The organism is Pseudomonas sp. GL-R-19 (assembly GCF_019956375.1).
GTDB lineage: Bacteria > Pseudomonadota > Gammaproteobacteria > Pseudomonadales > Pseudomonadaceae > Aquipseudomonas.
Genome location: NZ_JAHBDJ010000011.1, coordinates 245,065 through 259,540 on the forward strand (window position 1 = coordinate 245,065; position 14,476 = coordinate 259,540).

At 56.5% G+C, this 14,476-nt stretch carries 12 protein-coding genes and 1 pseudogene; 9 read left to right on the plus strand and 4 right to left on the minus strand.

Annotation, left to right across the window (positions count from 1 at the left end):
- Positions 1-40 precede the first annotated feature (40 nt).
- The 3 genes from KGA83_RS07560 to KGA83_RS07570 form a co-directional block, all read right to left on the minus strand.
- Positions 41-2,071: a pyridoxamine 5'-phosphate oxidase family protein gene (locus KGA83_RS07560; protein WP_223529327.1), complete on the minus strand. Its 2,031-nt coding sequence runs from the start codon at positions 2,069-2,071 to the stop codon at positions 41-43.
- 63 nt (positions 2,072-2,134) lie between these two features.
- Positions 2,135-2,761: a glutathione S-transferase family protein gene (locus tag KGA83_RS07565; RefSeq protein ID WP_108218880.1), complete on the minus strand. Its 627-nt coding sequence runs from the start codon at positions 2,759-2,761 to the stop codon at positions 2,135-2,137.
- Between the two features lie 126 nt (positions 2,762-2,887).
- Positions 2,888-3,790: a LysR family transcriptional regulator gene (locus KGA83_RS07570; RefSeq protein WP_108218810.1), complete on the minus strand. Its 903-nt coding sequence runs from the start codon at positions 3,788-3,790 to the stop codon at positions 2,888-2,890.
- A 578-nt stretch (positions 3,791-4,368) separates the two neighbouring features.
- Here KGA83_RS07570 and KGA83_RS07575 point away from each other — a divergent pair.
- The 4 genes from KGA83_RS07575 to KGA83_RS07590 are packed head-to-tail and all read left to right on the plus strand — an operon-like array spanning position 4,369 to position 9,178.
- Positions 4,369-5,526 carry an AI-2E family transporter gene (locus KGA83_RS07575; protein ID WP_223529330.1) on the plus strand — a complete coding sequence of 386 codons (1,158 nt, stop codon included), beginning with the start codon at positions 4,369-4,371 and terminating at the stop codon, positions 5,524-5,526.
- Between the two features lie 14 nt (positions 5,527-5,540).
- Positions 5,541-7,052, plus strand: coding sequence for an efflux transporter outer membrane subunit (locus KGA83_RS07580; RefSeq protein ID WP_223529333.1), 1,512 nt, complete (start codon positions 5,541-5,543; stop codon positions 7,050-7,052).
- Positions 7,045-8,163: an HlyD family secretion protein gene (locus KGA83_RS07585; protein WP_223529336.1), complete on the plus strand. Its 1,119-nt coding sequence runs from the start codon at positions 7,045-7,047 to the stop codon at positions 8,161-8,163. The genes KGA83_RS07580 and KGA83_RS07585 overlap by 8 nt, the downstream gene beginning before the upstream one ends.
- A complete protein-coding gene (locus KGA83_RS07590) occupies positions 8,153-9,178 on the plus strand; it encodes a DUF2955 domain-containing protein (RefSeq protein ID WP_223529339.1) in 1,026 nt (341 codons plus the stop codon). The genes KGA83_RS07585 and KGA83_RS07590 overlap by 11 nt, the downstream gene beginning before the upstream one ends.
- Positions 9,179-9,388: 210 nt before the next feature.
- Here the strand turns inward: KGA83_RS07590 and KGA83_RS30045 are convergent.
- Positions 9,389-9,487: pseudogene (locus tag KGA83_RS30045) on the minus strand (hypothetical protein); the annotation flags it as partial.
- A 652-nt stretch (positions 9,488-10,139) separates the two neighbouring features.
- Here KGA83_RS30045 and KGA83_RS07595 point away from each other — a divergent pair.
- From KGA83_RS07595 to moeB, 5 genes are all read left to right on the plus strand, one after another.
- Positions 10,140-10,310: a hypothetical protein gene (locus tag KGA83_RS07595; protein ID WP_223529342.1), complete on the plus strand. Its 171-nt coding sequence runs from the start codon at positions 10,140-10,142 to the stop codon at positions 10,308-10,310.
- A 92-nt stretch (positions 10,311-10,402) separates the two neighbouring features.
- Entirely contained in the window at positions 10,403-11,620 is a 1,218-nt protein-coding gene (locus tag KGA83_RS07600) for a YcaO-like family protein (protein ID WP_223529345.1), read from the plus strand.
- Positions 11,601-12,272 carry a TfuA-like protein gene (locus tag KGA83_RS07605; protein ID WP_223529348.1) on the plus strand — a complete coding sequence of 224 codons (672 nt, stop codon included), beginning with the start codon at positions 11,601-11,603 and terminating at the stop codon, positions 12,270-12,272. Before KGA83_RS07600 ends, KGA83_RS07605 begins: the two co-directional genes overlap by 20 nt.
- A gap of 3 nt (positions 12,273-12,275) precedes the next feature.
- Positions 12,276-13,046, plus strand: a complete 771-nt coding sequence (locus KGA83_RS07610; protein WP_150757427.1) for a hypothetical protein — start codon at positions 12,276-12,278, stop codon at positions 13,044-13,046.
- Between the two features lie 277 nt (positions 13,047-13,323).
- Positions 13,324-14,451 (plus strand): HesA/MoeB/ThiF family protein, encoded by a 1,128-nt coding sequence (gene moeB, locus KGA83_RS07615; RefSeq protein WP_223529351.1) that lies wholly within the window; start codon positions 13,324-13,326, stop codon positions 14,449-14,451.
- Positions 14,452-14,476 lie beyond the last annotated feature (25 nt).

Sequence of the window (14,476 nt, forward strand, 5' to 3'; positions counted from 1 at the left end):
CAGCCATCGACCGGCGGGCAATGTTGGCCTGCAGCGATCTTCAGATATCGAGCACCAACGGCTGCGCCCCTTGCGCCGGAATCGCACAGCAAATCAGCACCTGTCCGTCATCCGGCACCTCCGCTGGCGGCAGTGGGTAATGCACCTGACCGCTGACCAATCGCGTCTTGCAGGTGCCGCATGAGCCACCGCGACAACTGAATTCCGGGCGCAGGCCACGGCTTTCCGCCAACTCCAGCAAGCTGCCGCCCTCCGGCTGCCAGCGCGCTTCCTTGGCCGAGCGCTGGAACACCACGGGCACCGACGTGGTGGCGGCTGGCGGTTGCTCGATGACCACCGCATCGGGGTCCGGTCGCCGACGCAAGGTGGACGGACCGAAGGTTTCGGCGTGAATCCGCGAATCGCGAATGTCCAGTTCACGCAAGCCGTCGTACAACGCCTGGGTAAAACTTCCGGGGCCACAGACGACAAAATCCAGCTGATCGTAGTCCTCGACTGTCAGCAGATCCTTGAGCAGCGCGACGTCGATCCGTCCACTGAGGTCGAAGTCCTCTCCTTGCATCGCCTCGGCTTCCGGTTGGCTGAGCAAACGCACCACCCGCACTGCGTCACCGGCGTCTTCGAGCAAGCGATCCAGCTCCCGGCGAAATGGCTGGTCAGCCAGTGTGCGCGAACTCTGGATGAACCATGTCGGGCGGATACGGCGGGTGCGCAATCCCTGGTAAACCACCTCCCGCAACATCGACAACAGCGGCGTGATACCGACCCCGGCCGCCAGCAACACCAAAGGCCGACGCTCATGGGGTGCGACGGTGAAATGCCCTTGCGGCGCCCGCGCTTCCAATAGATCGCCAACACGAATCTGCTCATGCAAATGAGTAGACACCCGCCCGTCACGCTTCACGCTGATGCGGAAAAAATCATCGGACGGCGCGCTCGATAAACTGTAGGTGCGGATGTGCACTTCACCGTCAATGTTGAAACGCAGGGGCAAATGCTGCCCGGCCTGGAACAGTGGCAACCCGGCTCCGTCGGCAGGCTCCAGGTAAATCGAGCGAATGTTGTGGCTTTGCGCTTCAATCCGCGCCACCCGCAACGGCCGCCATTGATCACCCAGGGCTTTGGCCTGCAAACGCGCCGTGGCCTGCTCCCATGTGCCGGTGAGCAAACTGGTGGGTGACACGCCATCGAAGCGCCAGCGCAAGGCCAGGGCGGCGGGGCGACGTACCACCTGCTCGACATCGATTGTCCACAGACGCTCGGCTCCCTGGAACGCCTCGACCTGAGGGCCCTCCAGGATGATTTCAGTGCGTCCGCTGAGCTGCAGCAAATCACCGCTATTGAAATCGATGAACAGCAATCCGGCCCGGGGGTTGAGCAGCAGGTTGCCCAAGGTGTTGAAGTGCAGGTTGCCGGCGAAGTCCGGAATGGTCAGGCGATTGCCTTCCACGCGTACGAAACCGCTCTGCCCACCACGGTGAGACACATCCACCGAACGTTCACCGTCGACATCCACATAACTGGCAACGAAGAACGTGTCCGCCTCGGCGATCATGGCTTTGGCCGCATCATCCAGTTCGTTGAAATGCTCGGCGGCACGTGTCGAAGGATCGGCCAGCGGCACCGAGCGAAACTGGCGCAACTGAATGTACTGCGGGCAATTGCCGAAGGACTGGTCTACCGTCACGGCGAAACCACCCGTAGACATGGCGCGGACATGGCCATTGATGCGGTTGCGACGGCGAGTGTGCAGCTCGATACCCAACAAGCCAATGGCCGAGCCGTCGCTCACCTGCGCAGGATCGTCAACGGCAGGCAGGCTGCGAAATTGCAGCAAGCCCGGTTCTGGCGAGTGGGCGAAACCAGGCTCACCTTCAAGGATGCTGGCCCAGGGATGACCGTCGGCACCCACCACCCCGTACAGCATGAACGGCAATTGCTGATAGAACGTGCGGTGCTGGTCCGGCATCTCACTGCGAATCACCTTACGACCGAACACCTCCATTCGCTCGGCAACGCCCACATGCGCCTGCAATTGCTTCTCGCCGGCATGCCAGGGTGAACGGTCCATACGGCTGCTCCCTTGCGCCAGTGGCGCAGAACGGAGTGGCCCGGCAATACCGGGCCACCAACATCAGGCGGTTTTTTGCAGACCGGCAACGGTGCGCGGCATGCCGACAAAACCTGGCAAGGCTTCGATGCGGGCCAGCCAGGCGCGAATGTTTGCGTACTCGTCCAGCGACACATTGCCCTCAGGCGCATGGGCGATGTAGCTGTAGGCGGCGACGTCGGCTATCGTCGGTTCAGTGCCGGCCAGATACGGCGTATTAGCCAGTTCGTGATCGATCACTTTGAGCACGGTATGGGCGTAGGCAATCACTTCTTCAGCGTTGTAAGGCGCGCCAAACACAGTGATCAAACGTGCCCGGGCAGGGCCGAAGGCAATCGGACCGGCAGCCACCGACAACCAGCGCTGGACCTTGGCCGCACCCACCGGATCAGCCGGCAGCCAGCGACCGTTGCCGTATTTTTGCGCCAGATACACCAGAATCGCGTTGGAATCGGCCAACACCACACCCTGGTCATCAATCACCGGCACTTGGCCGAATGCATTGAGCGCCAGGAACGCCGGTTGCTTGTGCTCGCCCTTGGCGAGGTCAACGAAGATCAGTTCGATCGGCAATTTCAGCAGGGACAGCATCAACTCGACACGATGAGCGTGGCCGGAACGTGGGAAGTTGTAGAGTTTGATCGCTTGCATGGTCGACACCTCGGGTGAGTGGTGCTGCTCAGGAAGACCAGCACCGATGAGGCGCATACTCTACCTTCAACCAAAACAACAGAATCACCATAAAACGCAATCAATTATTTCATTGGGTGAAATAACTCAACACTTGAGCGCCGGATGCTCGCGCAGGGTCTTCACCGCGAAATCAACAAAGCTGCGCACCCGGGCCGGCGCTTTACGCCCGCCCTGATAGACCACATGGATGGGCAACGGCGGCAGTTCAAAGTCGGCCAAAATGATTTCCAGCTCTCCGGCAGCCACCTTGCTCGCGACTTGATAAGACAGTACCCGCGTGAAGCCCAACCCCAGACAGGCTGCCGTGATGGCCGCCTGATTCGCTGTCACCACCAGTCGTGGTTCAGCCCGGACACTCAAGGTTTCGCCGTCTTCAATGAATGGCCAACTCCGCAATTGGCCTATGGCGGATGTCGCAATGATCGGCGCCACAGCCAGCTCCTGTGGATGCCTGGGCCGACCATGGCTGGCCAGATACTGTGGCGATGCGCAGATCACCCGCCGCACCTCACCCACGCGGATCGCATGCTGGTTGCTGTCGGGGAGCTCGCCAATGCGGATGGCCACATCGACGCCCTCCTCGACCACGCTCACTACCCGGTCCACCAGCAGCGCGTTGATGCAGACTTCGGGGAATTGCATCAGGTAGTTCACCATCAACGGTGTGACAAACAGCTCGCCAAACAAGACCGGTGCGGTGATGGTCAATTGCCCACGAGGATGGATATGGCTGCCCGCTGCCGAATCCTCGGCTTCCTGCACCTCGGCGAGAATTCTCCGACAGTCCTCCAGATATCGCTGACCGGCCTCGCTCAAATACACGCTGCGCGTGGTACGTGTGAGCAGTTGCGTGCCAATACGCTTCTCCAGCGCCGCCACCGCTCGGGTGACGCTGGCCGCCGACAGCCCCAGACGCCGCGCCGCCGCCGAAAAACCCTGTTCCTGGGCGACGGCAGCGAAGACCTGCATTTCCTGGAAGCGGTCCATGGCACTGTCCTCATTTCAGATAGATAAATCGCAATAAAAGGCCGGGATGTTAAACGCAAGTGTGCAATAACAAAGTTTGGCGTCCGACCATCAAGTAAATCAATGGGCTACTGCACTCTAGCGCCTGCGCTGTAAAAACCAAGCGTGGCACAAACCTCAAAGAGCAGACCGGGGATTATTGATAATTAATGAGGATTATTTTCTTGCGACAGGTGCGACTGTTCGCAATTATCCGGACCCGCCCGCTGCAACGGCTGATGCCTGACAGGGAAAAAGAGCCACTGGCTTGGCTCCCAACCCATTTCCAGGCATGGGCTCGTCAGCGGACGATATCCACAACGGCAGAATTCCAGCCTGCATAAACAGGCGGAATATACGACTGCTCCTATACTACAAGCCACCCTGTTACCTATTGAGTATTAGTAGGTACCTCGTTGAAATCTTCCCTACGTGAAATAAGGCGTTAGTTGTTAACGCTTGGACGTCTGTCCATCGATCTTGCTTTCAAGAGTCACTCCGTAGGGAAGAGTGAACTTCAACTAGCTGGCTAACCTGGTGACACCGCAAGGAGTTCGAGAATGTTGCGCACAAACATTTCCGCAAGAGCACTGTCCGGTGGTTTGCTCGATGTACTGATACGCGCCGGGCTGATTACCGTGCTGGTGCTGTTCTGCTTCCAGATCTTCCACCCGTTCCTCAACCTCATGCTCTGGGCGCTGATTCTGGCCATCACCCTGTATCCACTGCATGCGCTCATCAAGCGCAAGCTGGTCAACAAGGACGGTCGTGCCGCCACTCTGATCGTGGTGGTCGCCCTGGCTTTGCTGATGGTACCGATCTACTTGCTGGGCACCTCGATCAGTGAATCGGTCCAGGGCACCCTGGCGATCCTCAAGTCCGATACGATGCAGATTCCGCTCCCCAGCGAAAAAATCGCTTCCCTGCCGCTCATTGGCAAGCCGCTCTACGGCTACTGGATGCAGGCTGCCACCGACATGAGCAGCGTGGTGATGAAGGTGATGCCCTATATCAAGTCCGTCGGCCTGACCTTGTTGGGCAAAATGGCCGACGTTGGCGTGGGCTTTCTGTTGTTCATCGGCGCCCTGATCATTGCCGGCGTGCTCATGGCCTATGGCGAAAACGGCGAAAGAAGCGCCCTGGCCATCACCTCGCGCCTTTCCGGACCTGAGCGTGGCCCACGCATTACCGAGCTGTGCACTGCCACCATCCGCGCGGTCGCCCAGGGCGTGGTAGGCATCGCGTTCATTCAGATGTTGCTGGTGGGCGTGGGCTTCGTGCTCATGGGTGTCCCCGGTGCCGGCCTGCTGGCGATGGTTGCGCTGCTGATGGGGATCATGCAATTGCCAGTACTGCTGGTAACCCTTCCGGTGATCGCGTATGTCTTCGCCACCGAAGGGACCAGCCTGGCCACCATCGTGTTTGGCATCTACAGCCTGATTGCCGGGATGGCCGACAACGTCCTCAAGCCATTGATGTTGGGCCGCGGCGTCGATGTCCCGATGCCGGTGATTCTGATTGGCGCCCTGGGCGGCATGGTGAGCGGCGGTTTCATTGGTTTGTTCATCGGTCCGGTTGCGCTGGCGGTGGGCTACCAACTGTTCTGGCAATGGGTCCAGGATCAACCGTCTGCCGAGGTAATGAACGAGACACCCGAGATCGAGGCGTTGAACGAGACACCGAAGATAGAGGCAATGAACGATCAGCGTCCCCTCTGAGGAGTGTGCGCTTGATGCCTCGCCCTGCTCGCGTCAGCCGGCTGCTGCTCTGTGGCACCGTCGTACTGAGCGGCTGTGTGCAACTGGGGCCGGATTTTCAGTCACCGGCCCAGCCTTGGGTCGACCACTGGAACAGCCCGGCCCTGGAGATTGCCGGCCAACAACAAGCGCAACCTGACAGCCGCCAATGGTGGCGCGTGTTCAACGATCCGGTGCTGGACCATTTGATCGCCGAAGCCGATGCCCACAACGCCGACCTGCAGATCGCTGGCCTGCGGGTCATGGAGTCTCGCGCGCAATTGGGCATCGCCCTGAGTGGACGCTACCCGCAATTGCAACAAGCCAGCGCCGACAGCCTGTACTTGAATCGTCGACAGTCGGGCGGCGCCAACCCCCAGGACACGCATTTCTGGCAGCACAGCGTCGGCTTCGACATCGGTTGGGAGCTGGATTTCTGGGGGCGTTTCAGCCGTGCCATCGAGTCGGCCGACGCCTCCTGGTTTGCCGCCCAGGCCAACTATGAAAATGCCCTGGTGTTGTTGCACGCGCAACTGGCGCAAAACTACTACGCCTTGCGCACCGCCGAGGCGCGCCTGCAAATCGCCCGCAGTAACGCCAAATTGCAAAAGCGCAGCTACGAGATCACCGAGCGCCTGTTCAACAGCGGGGCCGAAGCCGAACTCGATCTGCAACAAGCCAAAACCCAGTACCTGGGCACCCTGAGCACCATCCCGGATTTCGAAAGCCAGGTGGCCAGCTTGCGCAATGCGTTGTCCACCCTGATCGGCCAACCACCCGGCTCGATCCCGGACCTCAATCGCAACACCGGAGTGGTGCCACTGCTCGATACAGCGGTCTTGCAGGATGTGCCGGCCAACCTGCTGGTGCGGCGCCCCGATGTACGCGCTGCCGAGCTGCAAGTGGCGGCGCAGTCGGCGTTGATCGGTGTGGCCGAGACCGACCTGTACCCCTCCATCAGCCTGCTGGGCAGCATCGTCTGGTCCGCCAGTTCGCTCAACGGTGCGCCCAATACCCTCGACATGGTGGCCGGCCCCAGCCTGCGCTGGGACGTCTTCGATCATGGCCGGATCACCAACAACGTCCGCGTGCAGGATGCCCGCCTGCAGCAGCTGATCGTTATCTACCAGGACAGCGTGCGCCAGGCGGCGCGCGAGGCTGACGATGCCGCTACCGGTTTGATCAAAGCGTTGGAGCGTGACCAGATCCTCAGCGAAGCCTCGGTAGCCGCCGAACGTTCGGTGACCCTGGCCAATGCCCAATACCGCGAAGGCTATTCAGACTTCCAACGCGTGCTGGATGCCCAGCGCGCCCTGTTTGCCCAACAGGATATCTACCTGGTCAACCGTGGCACCGCCGTCAACAGCCTGATCGCCCTGTACAAGGCCCTGGGCGGCGGCTGGTACAGCGACCAGCCGATGATCGACCCGGCCACCCGCCAACAGATGCAACAACGGACCGATTGGGGCGATCTGCTCGACGAACCGAAGGAAAGTGCCCATGACTGACAGCCAACAACCGGCCGCCGAGAACGCCTCGGCCCCGGCCGCCGACCCAGCCAGAAAAGCGATCAACTGGGTGGTGCTGCTGATCATCCTGAGTCTGGTCTGGTACCTGATGGCCGACCGTTATACGCCCTACACGCAACAGGCACGGGTGCAGGCCTTCGTTGTGCCGGTGGCGGCTGAGGTATCCGGCCGGGTGACCAAGGTGCATGTACGCAACAACCAGGACGTCAAGGCCGGTGAGTTGCTGTTTGAAGTCAGTCCCGAGCAATACCAGATTGCCGTCGATCGCGCCCGCGCCGACCTTGAGTCGACCCGTCGCCAGGTGGGCGCCAACACCGCCGGCGTCGACTCCAAGCAAGCGTCCCTGCGCGCGTCCCAGGCCAACGAACTCAAGGCACGCCAGGACATCCAGCGGCTTGAACGCCTGTACCGCGAAGACCCGGGCACCATCTCGTTGCGACGCCTGGAAATATCCCGCGCCACCCTGGAAGAGTCCATCAGCCAGGTCGCCGCGGCCAAGGCCGAAGTGCAACGTGCACGGGAACAACAGGGCGGTAATGAAGGCGAAAACGCCCAGTTGCTCAGCGCCGCCAGCAACCTTGAAAAAGCCGAGCTGGACTTGAGCAATACCAAGGTCCACGCACGCTCGGCCGGCCTGATCACCGATTTGCGCACCGATGTCGGCCAGTTTGCCGCTGCCGGTGCGCCGGTGATGACCCTGATTGCCATCCACGATGTGTGGATCAGCGCCGATATGACCGAAAACAACCTGGGAAGTGTCCAGCCCGGGACGCCGGTGTCCATCGTCCTCGACGCCCTGCCCGGGAAAATTTACCAAGGTCATGTGCGCAGCGTCGGCTATGGCGTCGATATCGGCCAGACCACCCAACCGGGCAGCCTGCCAAAAGTGGAGAACAGCCGCGATTGGCTACGCCCTGCCCAGCGCTTTCCGGTCATCATCGAGTTCGAACCCGGTGAGTTGACCAGCCCGCAGGGCATCCGGTCCGGCGGGCAAGCAGAAGTCATGGCGTTCCCGAGTGAAGGTAACCCGCTGAATATTCCGGGTCGCCTGTTCCTGCGCCTGATGAGCTGGATGTCCTATGCGTATTGAGCGTCCGGCCCGGGTCCAGCGCGCCCTGCGCCTGGGCTTCGGTACGGCACTGTGCCTGGCGGCGAGCTTCGGTCTGGCCCTGCCCATCCCGTTCCTCGCGCCGATGCTGGCGCTGATGATGCTGGCAGCGATGAACCGACCGTTGCCGTTCAAGGCCAGCCTGGGTCTGATCCTGATCCTGATGTTGACCACCGGGACCGGCCTGCTGCTCATTCCCCTGCTGCGTTACTACCCGTTCAGTGGTGTGCTGCTGGTCGGACTGTGCCTGTTCATGGCCTTCGGGTATGGCCTGCGCGGCGGCAACCCGCTGGTGGCGACTTTCCTGGTGGTGGGCCTGACCTTGATCAGCTCGGCCGGAACCGCCGAATTCGCCCTGGCGCTTGAGGTGATCGTGGCCCTGGTCAAGGGGCTGTTCCTGGCCGTGACAACGCTGACCATCAGCCATTGGCTGTTTCCCGACCCCGCCAGTGCCCCCGCGGCAAAGCCCGGCCCGAGCCTTTCTCCAACCGAAAGCAGTTGGCTGGCCCTGCGTGCCACGCTGGTGGTGCTGCCGACCTTCCTGCTGGCCATGGTCGACCCGGCCAGCTACCTGCCGATCATCATGAAAGCCGTCAGCCTAGGCCAACAAAGCTGCGCGACCAGCGCCCGCACCGCCGGCCAGGAATTGCTCGGCTCGACCCTGCTCGGTGGCCTTATGGCGATTCTTTTCTGGTGCGCGCTGAGCCTGTTCGTCAACCTGTGGATGTTCTTTCTGTGGATGTTGCTGTTCGGCTTGCTGGTGGCCAGAAAACTCTACGGCCTGGCCCGGACCCGACAACCACCGAGTTTCTGGCTCAACAGCCTGGCGACCCTGATCATTCTGCTCGGCCAATCGGTACAGGACAGTGCCGCGGGCAAGGACGTCTACACCGCCTTCGCCATCCGCATGGGCCTGTTCATTCTGGTGACTTTGTATGCCTGTGTGATGGTCCATTTGCTGGATACGCGGCGGCGGCGTCGAATTACGACCGCCTAGAAACAGACCCCCCTGAAGAGGGTAATGCTGTTCAGTTAAGCGAATGTGGTCCTCTGTAGGAACGAGCTTGCTCGCGATGGTCGCCAACGATAACGCGTATTTACTGGCTAAACGCGGCGCTCTTGAGTCCATCGCGAGCAAACTCGCTCCTACAATTTCCTTAACTGAACAGCATTACCCTGAAGAGGGGGTTTTTCACCTGTGGATAACTTATTCCACATTGACCGACTTCGCCAGGTTGCGCGGCTGGTCAACGTCGGTGCCTTTGAGCACGGCGACGTAGTAGGACAGCAGTTGCAGCGGGATGGTGGTAATGCTGGTTAGCAACCTTATGCAAATGACCATTTGGGCCGCGTTGTTCGTGCTGCTGCGCGAATTCGAAAGCTTCGCGAAATCACTGTATTTTTCCGGCGTGACCTATCGACCGTGGGCTTTCGAGCAATAGCGGCTGTCCAGTCCACTGGAGCCGGCCAACGGAATCCTTATGTGCGGTGTCTCAACCGCAGCGATGACGGCTGCTGTGATGGAGATCGTTAAACAGCAGTTAGCTGGTGAGCGCGACCCACATTCGTGCTCAAGAGATTGCTGTAACACCGAAAGAACAAGACAAGCATCTGATGCGACGCCTGAAAAAGCCTCCCTCGAAACGGGGGGAGGTTAATTATTGATTCAAATCATATTTTCTGGCGTCAAGCCTTTGGGACTTAAGCCGGCCTGGAGTAGGTAATCTGGTCCTCAGTCGCTCGTTGCTCACCTCTGCGAGGTCTTCAGCGGAATGGACTCTAACGTAGCCAGTTACTGTAAGAAAATTTACTAGGCTGTGTAAGTTGTATCCGTAAAAACAAAACTTCAACCCAATCACCATGCAAATAGTTTGACGCCAGCTGTAATGCCGGCGAAAAATCATAGCCGCTGCAAAACGATATTTCCGAAACGTAATATTAGTGATAGGACAAAGAAAATGAATACCACATCAAACAATGAAACACTCGACCTAGAACTTGATGTAGAAACTGCAGAAAAATTCTCCAAGCTTCTCAACGATGAAAGCCTGATGCACGCCGGTTTTGTGGCGCATCAGTCGAACAACAATGTGTTGAGTCTGCCTGAAGATATTAAAATCGCAGCCTGAAAAAAAGGGAGGGAAGCTATTCCCTCCCCTTTTATTTTCAAACCGAACATGGAACTTGCTTATACCTCTCATTAATGGTGGTGTAATAATTTATGCACAGGTTAAGTTCTAGCCTTCGTCGTCGCAATGCCGAAGAAACTTTAAAAATTATCATCAACGATTTAGCCCCTCGCTTGGGAATTACCCGAGTAACAGACACAACCTGGCTGGACCGAATCGGCATTCCGGTGTTCGCCAGCATACGACCCGATGCACTTAAGGGATCTCTTTGCGTAAACGCTGGCAAGGGTCTAAGACCAGTAGAGGCTAAGATAGGCGCGTACATGGAAGCCATCGAGTTCAGCCTTGCACAATACAACACCGCGCAACTGAAACTGTTAAGGAGCACACCAAGACAACTCATCAAAAGCCACGAAGGACGAATAGAATTCAATCAATTCTGCATGCTGTATGGTTTCTCCGTAGCCCCCGACTCGCTAATCATGGCTATCGAAGTAGAAGATATATTACGGAAACAAAAAGTACTTGCACCAGCAGAACTGGTATTCATCCCCTACCCCGAAAACCCAGGGCAACGACTCTTCGGGGAAAGCTCAAGTGGCTTGGCGTCTGGTAATGACTTAGAGGAGGCCTCGGTACACGCTGTTTGTGAGCTCATGGAACGCGATATTCAAGCCTTTAACCACGTACATGACCGTTCACGTCTCGTCAATCTGGACAGCTACAGCACAGAAATTGATGCTCTTATTATTAAGATCAATGATGCGGGATTAAATCTGTCGATTCGTTATACAGAGAACTGTTTTGGCCTGGCCTACTTTCAGGCTTTTATCATGGAAGAGTCCTCCCATTCTCCTATCTCTGTGGCCACGGGCTCAGGGTTGCATCCCATTAAGGAAATCGCATTGATCAGGGCCATCTGCGAGGCGGCCCAAAGTCGTTTAAGCCACATCCACGGAGGACGAGACGACATTATCGATCGCGTCAAATACTTCGAGAAGAAGGGGCGTTCGGTTGAACTTCAGGCCATTTCACGCTTGCGTAACGTGGCCACCTCCCGAGATCAGATGATCGATTATTCCTCCATCGATTGCCAAGAAGCCGCAATACCTACGATCGAATCGGCTTGGGAGTTACTAATTGAGCGATTGCAGCGTGTCGGACTCAGCACCGTACTAAGAGTCCTGCTCAGTGAAGCGGCAGAAGACATTTCTGTGGTCAGAATAATTATTCCGGGGCTTGAAGTCTTTGAACCTGGTTTGAAAAGAGTTGGTCCGAGGTTACTTACATATGTCAAACAAAGCGCTTGAGATATGCACGCTGTTTGCTGGTCCCTCCTTACATGGGATAGATAGTCAATTACTGTGCAGTGGCGGACTGGTATTGCGTCCTCCAATCAAGCGCGGTGATATCGAACGGCTAATGGTGTATTCCCCCCCTTCAAACCTTGCAATTGTCGATGGCGTGTTCCATGCGCACCCGGCAGTCGGTCATGCCGAGATACTGGACGCAATGAACGCTGGTTGGCGCATCTGGGGATTATCGTCCATGGGAGCCATTCGCGCCTGTGAAATGGATACGCTTGGAATGAAAGGCTTTGGTGAAGTGTATCGACTATTCGCCAGCGACCAAGACATGTCCGACGATGAGGTAACCCTGATACATCAAGCACAAGAGCCTTTTCTTCCACTCAGCGAACCACTTATACATATCAGACAGTTTTTAAGACATTGGACGACTGAACAGATAATTACGCAAGAACAGGAACACGATTTACTAACGTATCTGAAAAACATGTGGTACGGGAATCGAACACTAAATCGTCTGAGGGAGGCTTTGTTAGCACTCGCTATCTCAGAGAACCAAATAGACAGCGCCATAGCTAACTTTTCCGCCTACAGAATAAAGAGCCTAGACTTGGAAAGCTTTCTAAAACTGCAACCATGGACAAGGAAGGTATAAAAAATGTCGCCATCAGAGATACTATTTGAAATAGGCGGTTTACCATTTGTAAACCCTGTATTCAATAGCATGAAACTTCTAACGCTTGTCGCGGTTGTACGTAAAAATATCGAAGGAAGCGAATTACCTTTAACCGACTATTTGCAACCAGACTTCGCCACGAATTTGTATAACCGACACGTCGAGGGCGCACCAACGTTTCCGCCCCATCAACCGTTGGGTAAAGCAGAACTGTATATGCTGACCGAGGCAAAGAGTAACCTGAAAGCCTTGCTTCCGGAATGGACAAATTTGTTGGACTTACCGATCAAAATATATAAGTTGACTAACGAACAAGTTAGCCTAACCAATCCTGTACTACCGCAACAAATGTTTCTGGGCGAAGCTGCGTTTACAACTATTACGGACCTTGAAGAGTTGCTGGTGCATGAACTCTCTCATATCTGGTCCAGCCTGATCGCCGAGATTTATGACTTCCAACTTAAGGGTAGTTCTAACAACTACATACTGCCATCCGGAACCGGCGACAAGAATCCTAGAGGTGTCTTACTGGCTTGCCTGTTTGCGGTTAGCGCCGTGAATTACCATCGGCGGTTGCTGGCCAGCGGTTCCGAGCGAGCTCGTCCTGAACGACTCGACTATTTGCACCAGTATTTCCTCAAAAGTCTGGCTACTCTCAAAACTTCGACCGAGTTGTCCGAAATTGGAAAACTGATCACCTCCAGACTGGATTCGTTCTCCAATGATCTGACAACTGACACCATTCAAGGATGACCCATGGTAGTCATACACTTTCCCCGACAGTTCATGCCCTATACCGATCAACATAAAACATACGTCACTGAAGGTTTGTGTATTAACGATGTACTGAGAAAATTAACCGCACGTTTTCCCGGTCTTATTGGCCCGGTCTTCTCTGAGGATTTGTACCCGCTGCCATTCGTTGGGTTGTTTGTCGACGGCATACCCGTGGCCAGTGAGCATCACCGCCATTGTCCATTGAATAGTAATGCGCACTTAATTCTGGTTAACGCAGTGGCAGGTGGCTGAAATGCAATGCAAACTGAAGACAGATACCACCCGTTATGCTCGCCAAGTCATCCTTAGTGAGATCGGCGTTCAGGGGCAACAAAGCCTCATAGACAGTAAAGTGTTAGTAGTCGGCGCAGGGGGACTAGGCTGCCCGGTACTTTTGTACCTGGCAGGTGCCGGCGTCGGGACGATCGGTATCGTTGATGACGACATCGTCGACGTGAGTAATTTACACCGACAAATTCTCTATACGATTGCCGATGTGGGCGACCTGAAAGTACTTGCGGCCAAGCGTCGCATCAATCAGTTGAACCCGGAAATCGTCGTCCACACCATTGTCACGACGCTGAATACGGACAATGTCCTGTCACTGCTGGCGGATTACGACATTATCGTCGATGCCACTGATAACTTCGAGGCTAAATACCTCATCAGTGACGCCTGTATCGAGTGCGAAAAACCTATGGTCTATGCAGCGATCAGTCAATTCGAAGGACAGGTGTCGGTATTTAACTATTACAACCAGCACACTCACCAAAGGGGGCCTTGCTTCCGAGATCTGTTCGAAACACCGCCACCACCGCACTTGACACAAAGCTGCTCGGAAGCGGGCGTTCTTGGTGTCGTACCTGGCTTGCTTGGTTGCCTTCAGGCCAATGAAGTACTAAAGCTCATTCTCGATGCCGGTGAGCCCTTAAGCGGACAATTGTTGTCTATCGACTGCCTAGACAACACTTTCCATCTATTGAACATCGACAAAAAAATACGTGCGGGGACCCTTGGGAATACGCTTGGCGCCACATCTATCCCCGCATGGCGCGAGAGCGACTGGCTATCACCCGACACATTGCATGACTGGATAGCGACATATACGCCATTTCAATTGGTCGATGTGCGCGACGTCAGTGAGCATCAGCAACGCTCGCTGGGCGGCAAACTAATACCGCTTAAAGACATCATCAAGCGCCTGGGAGAACTCGACCCTGCCCGCCGTATCGTTTTTTATTGCAAATCCGGTGTCAGGAGCAAGGCAGCCTTACTGGCAGTTCGCAGCATCAATCAGGATGCAGAACTCTATTGTCTTGAGGGTGGCGTCGAGCGCTATCTGGCTATCTACCCGGATGAAACTCTCCCCGTCGTTTCTTGAACAACCTACTGGCGTAGTCGCCTTA

Excerpts from the sequence above, each read along its gene's own strand:
- KGA83_RS07560 (WP_223529327.1), bottom strand. The coding sequence starts at position 2,071 with ATGGACCGTTCACCCTGGCATGCCGGCGAGAAGCAATTGCAGGCGCAT.
- KGA83_RS07565 (WP_108218880.1), bottom strand. The coding sequence starts at position 2,761 with ATGCAAGCGATCAAACTCTACAACTTCCCACGTTCCGGCCACGCTCAT.
- KGA83_RS07570 (WP_108218810.1), bottom strand. The coding sequence starts at position 3,790 with ATGGACCGCTTCCAGGAAATGCAGGTCTTCGCTGCCGTCGCCCAGGAA.
- KGA83_RS07575 (WP_223529330.1), top strand. The coding sequence starts at position 4,369 with ATGTTGCGCACAAACATTTCCGCAAGAGCACTGTCCGGTGGTTTGCTC.
- KGA83_RS07580 (WP_223529333.1), top strand. The coding sequence starts at position 5,541 with ATGCCTCGCCCTGCTCGCGTCAGCCGGCTGCTGCTCTGTGGCACCGTC.
- KGA83_RS07585 (WP_223529336.1), top strand. The coding sequence starts at position 7,045 with ATGACTGACAGCCAACAACCGGCCGCCGAGAACGCCTCGGCCCCGGCC.
- KGA83_RS07590 (WP_223529339.1), top strand. The coding sequence starts at position 8,153 with ATGCGTATTGAGCGTCCGGCCCGGGTCCAGCGCGCCCTGCGCCTGGGC.
- KGA83_RS07595 (WP_223529342.1), top strand. The coding sequence starts at position 10,140 with ATGAATACCACATCAAACAATGAAACACTCGACCTAGAACTTGATGTA.
- KGA83_RS07600 (WP_223529345.1), top strand. The coding sequence starts at position 10,403 with ATGCACAGGTTAAGTTCTAGCCTTCGTCGTCGCAATGCCGAAGAAACT.
- KGA83_RS07605 (WP_223529348.1), top strand. The coding sequence starts at position 11,601 with ATGTCAAACAAAGCGCTTGAGATATGCACGCTGTTTGCTGGTCCCTCC.
- KGA83_RS07610 (WP_150757427.1), top strand. The coding sequence starts at position 12,276 with ATGTCGCCATCAGAGATACTATTTGAAATAGGCGGTTTACCATTTGTA.
- moeB (WP_223529351.1), top strand. The coding sequence starts at position 13,324 with ATGCAATGCAAACTGAAGACAGATACCACCCGTTATGCTCGCCAAGTC.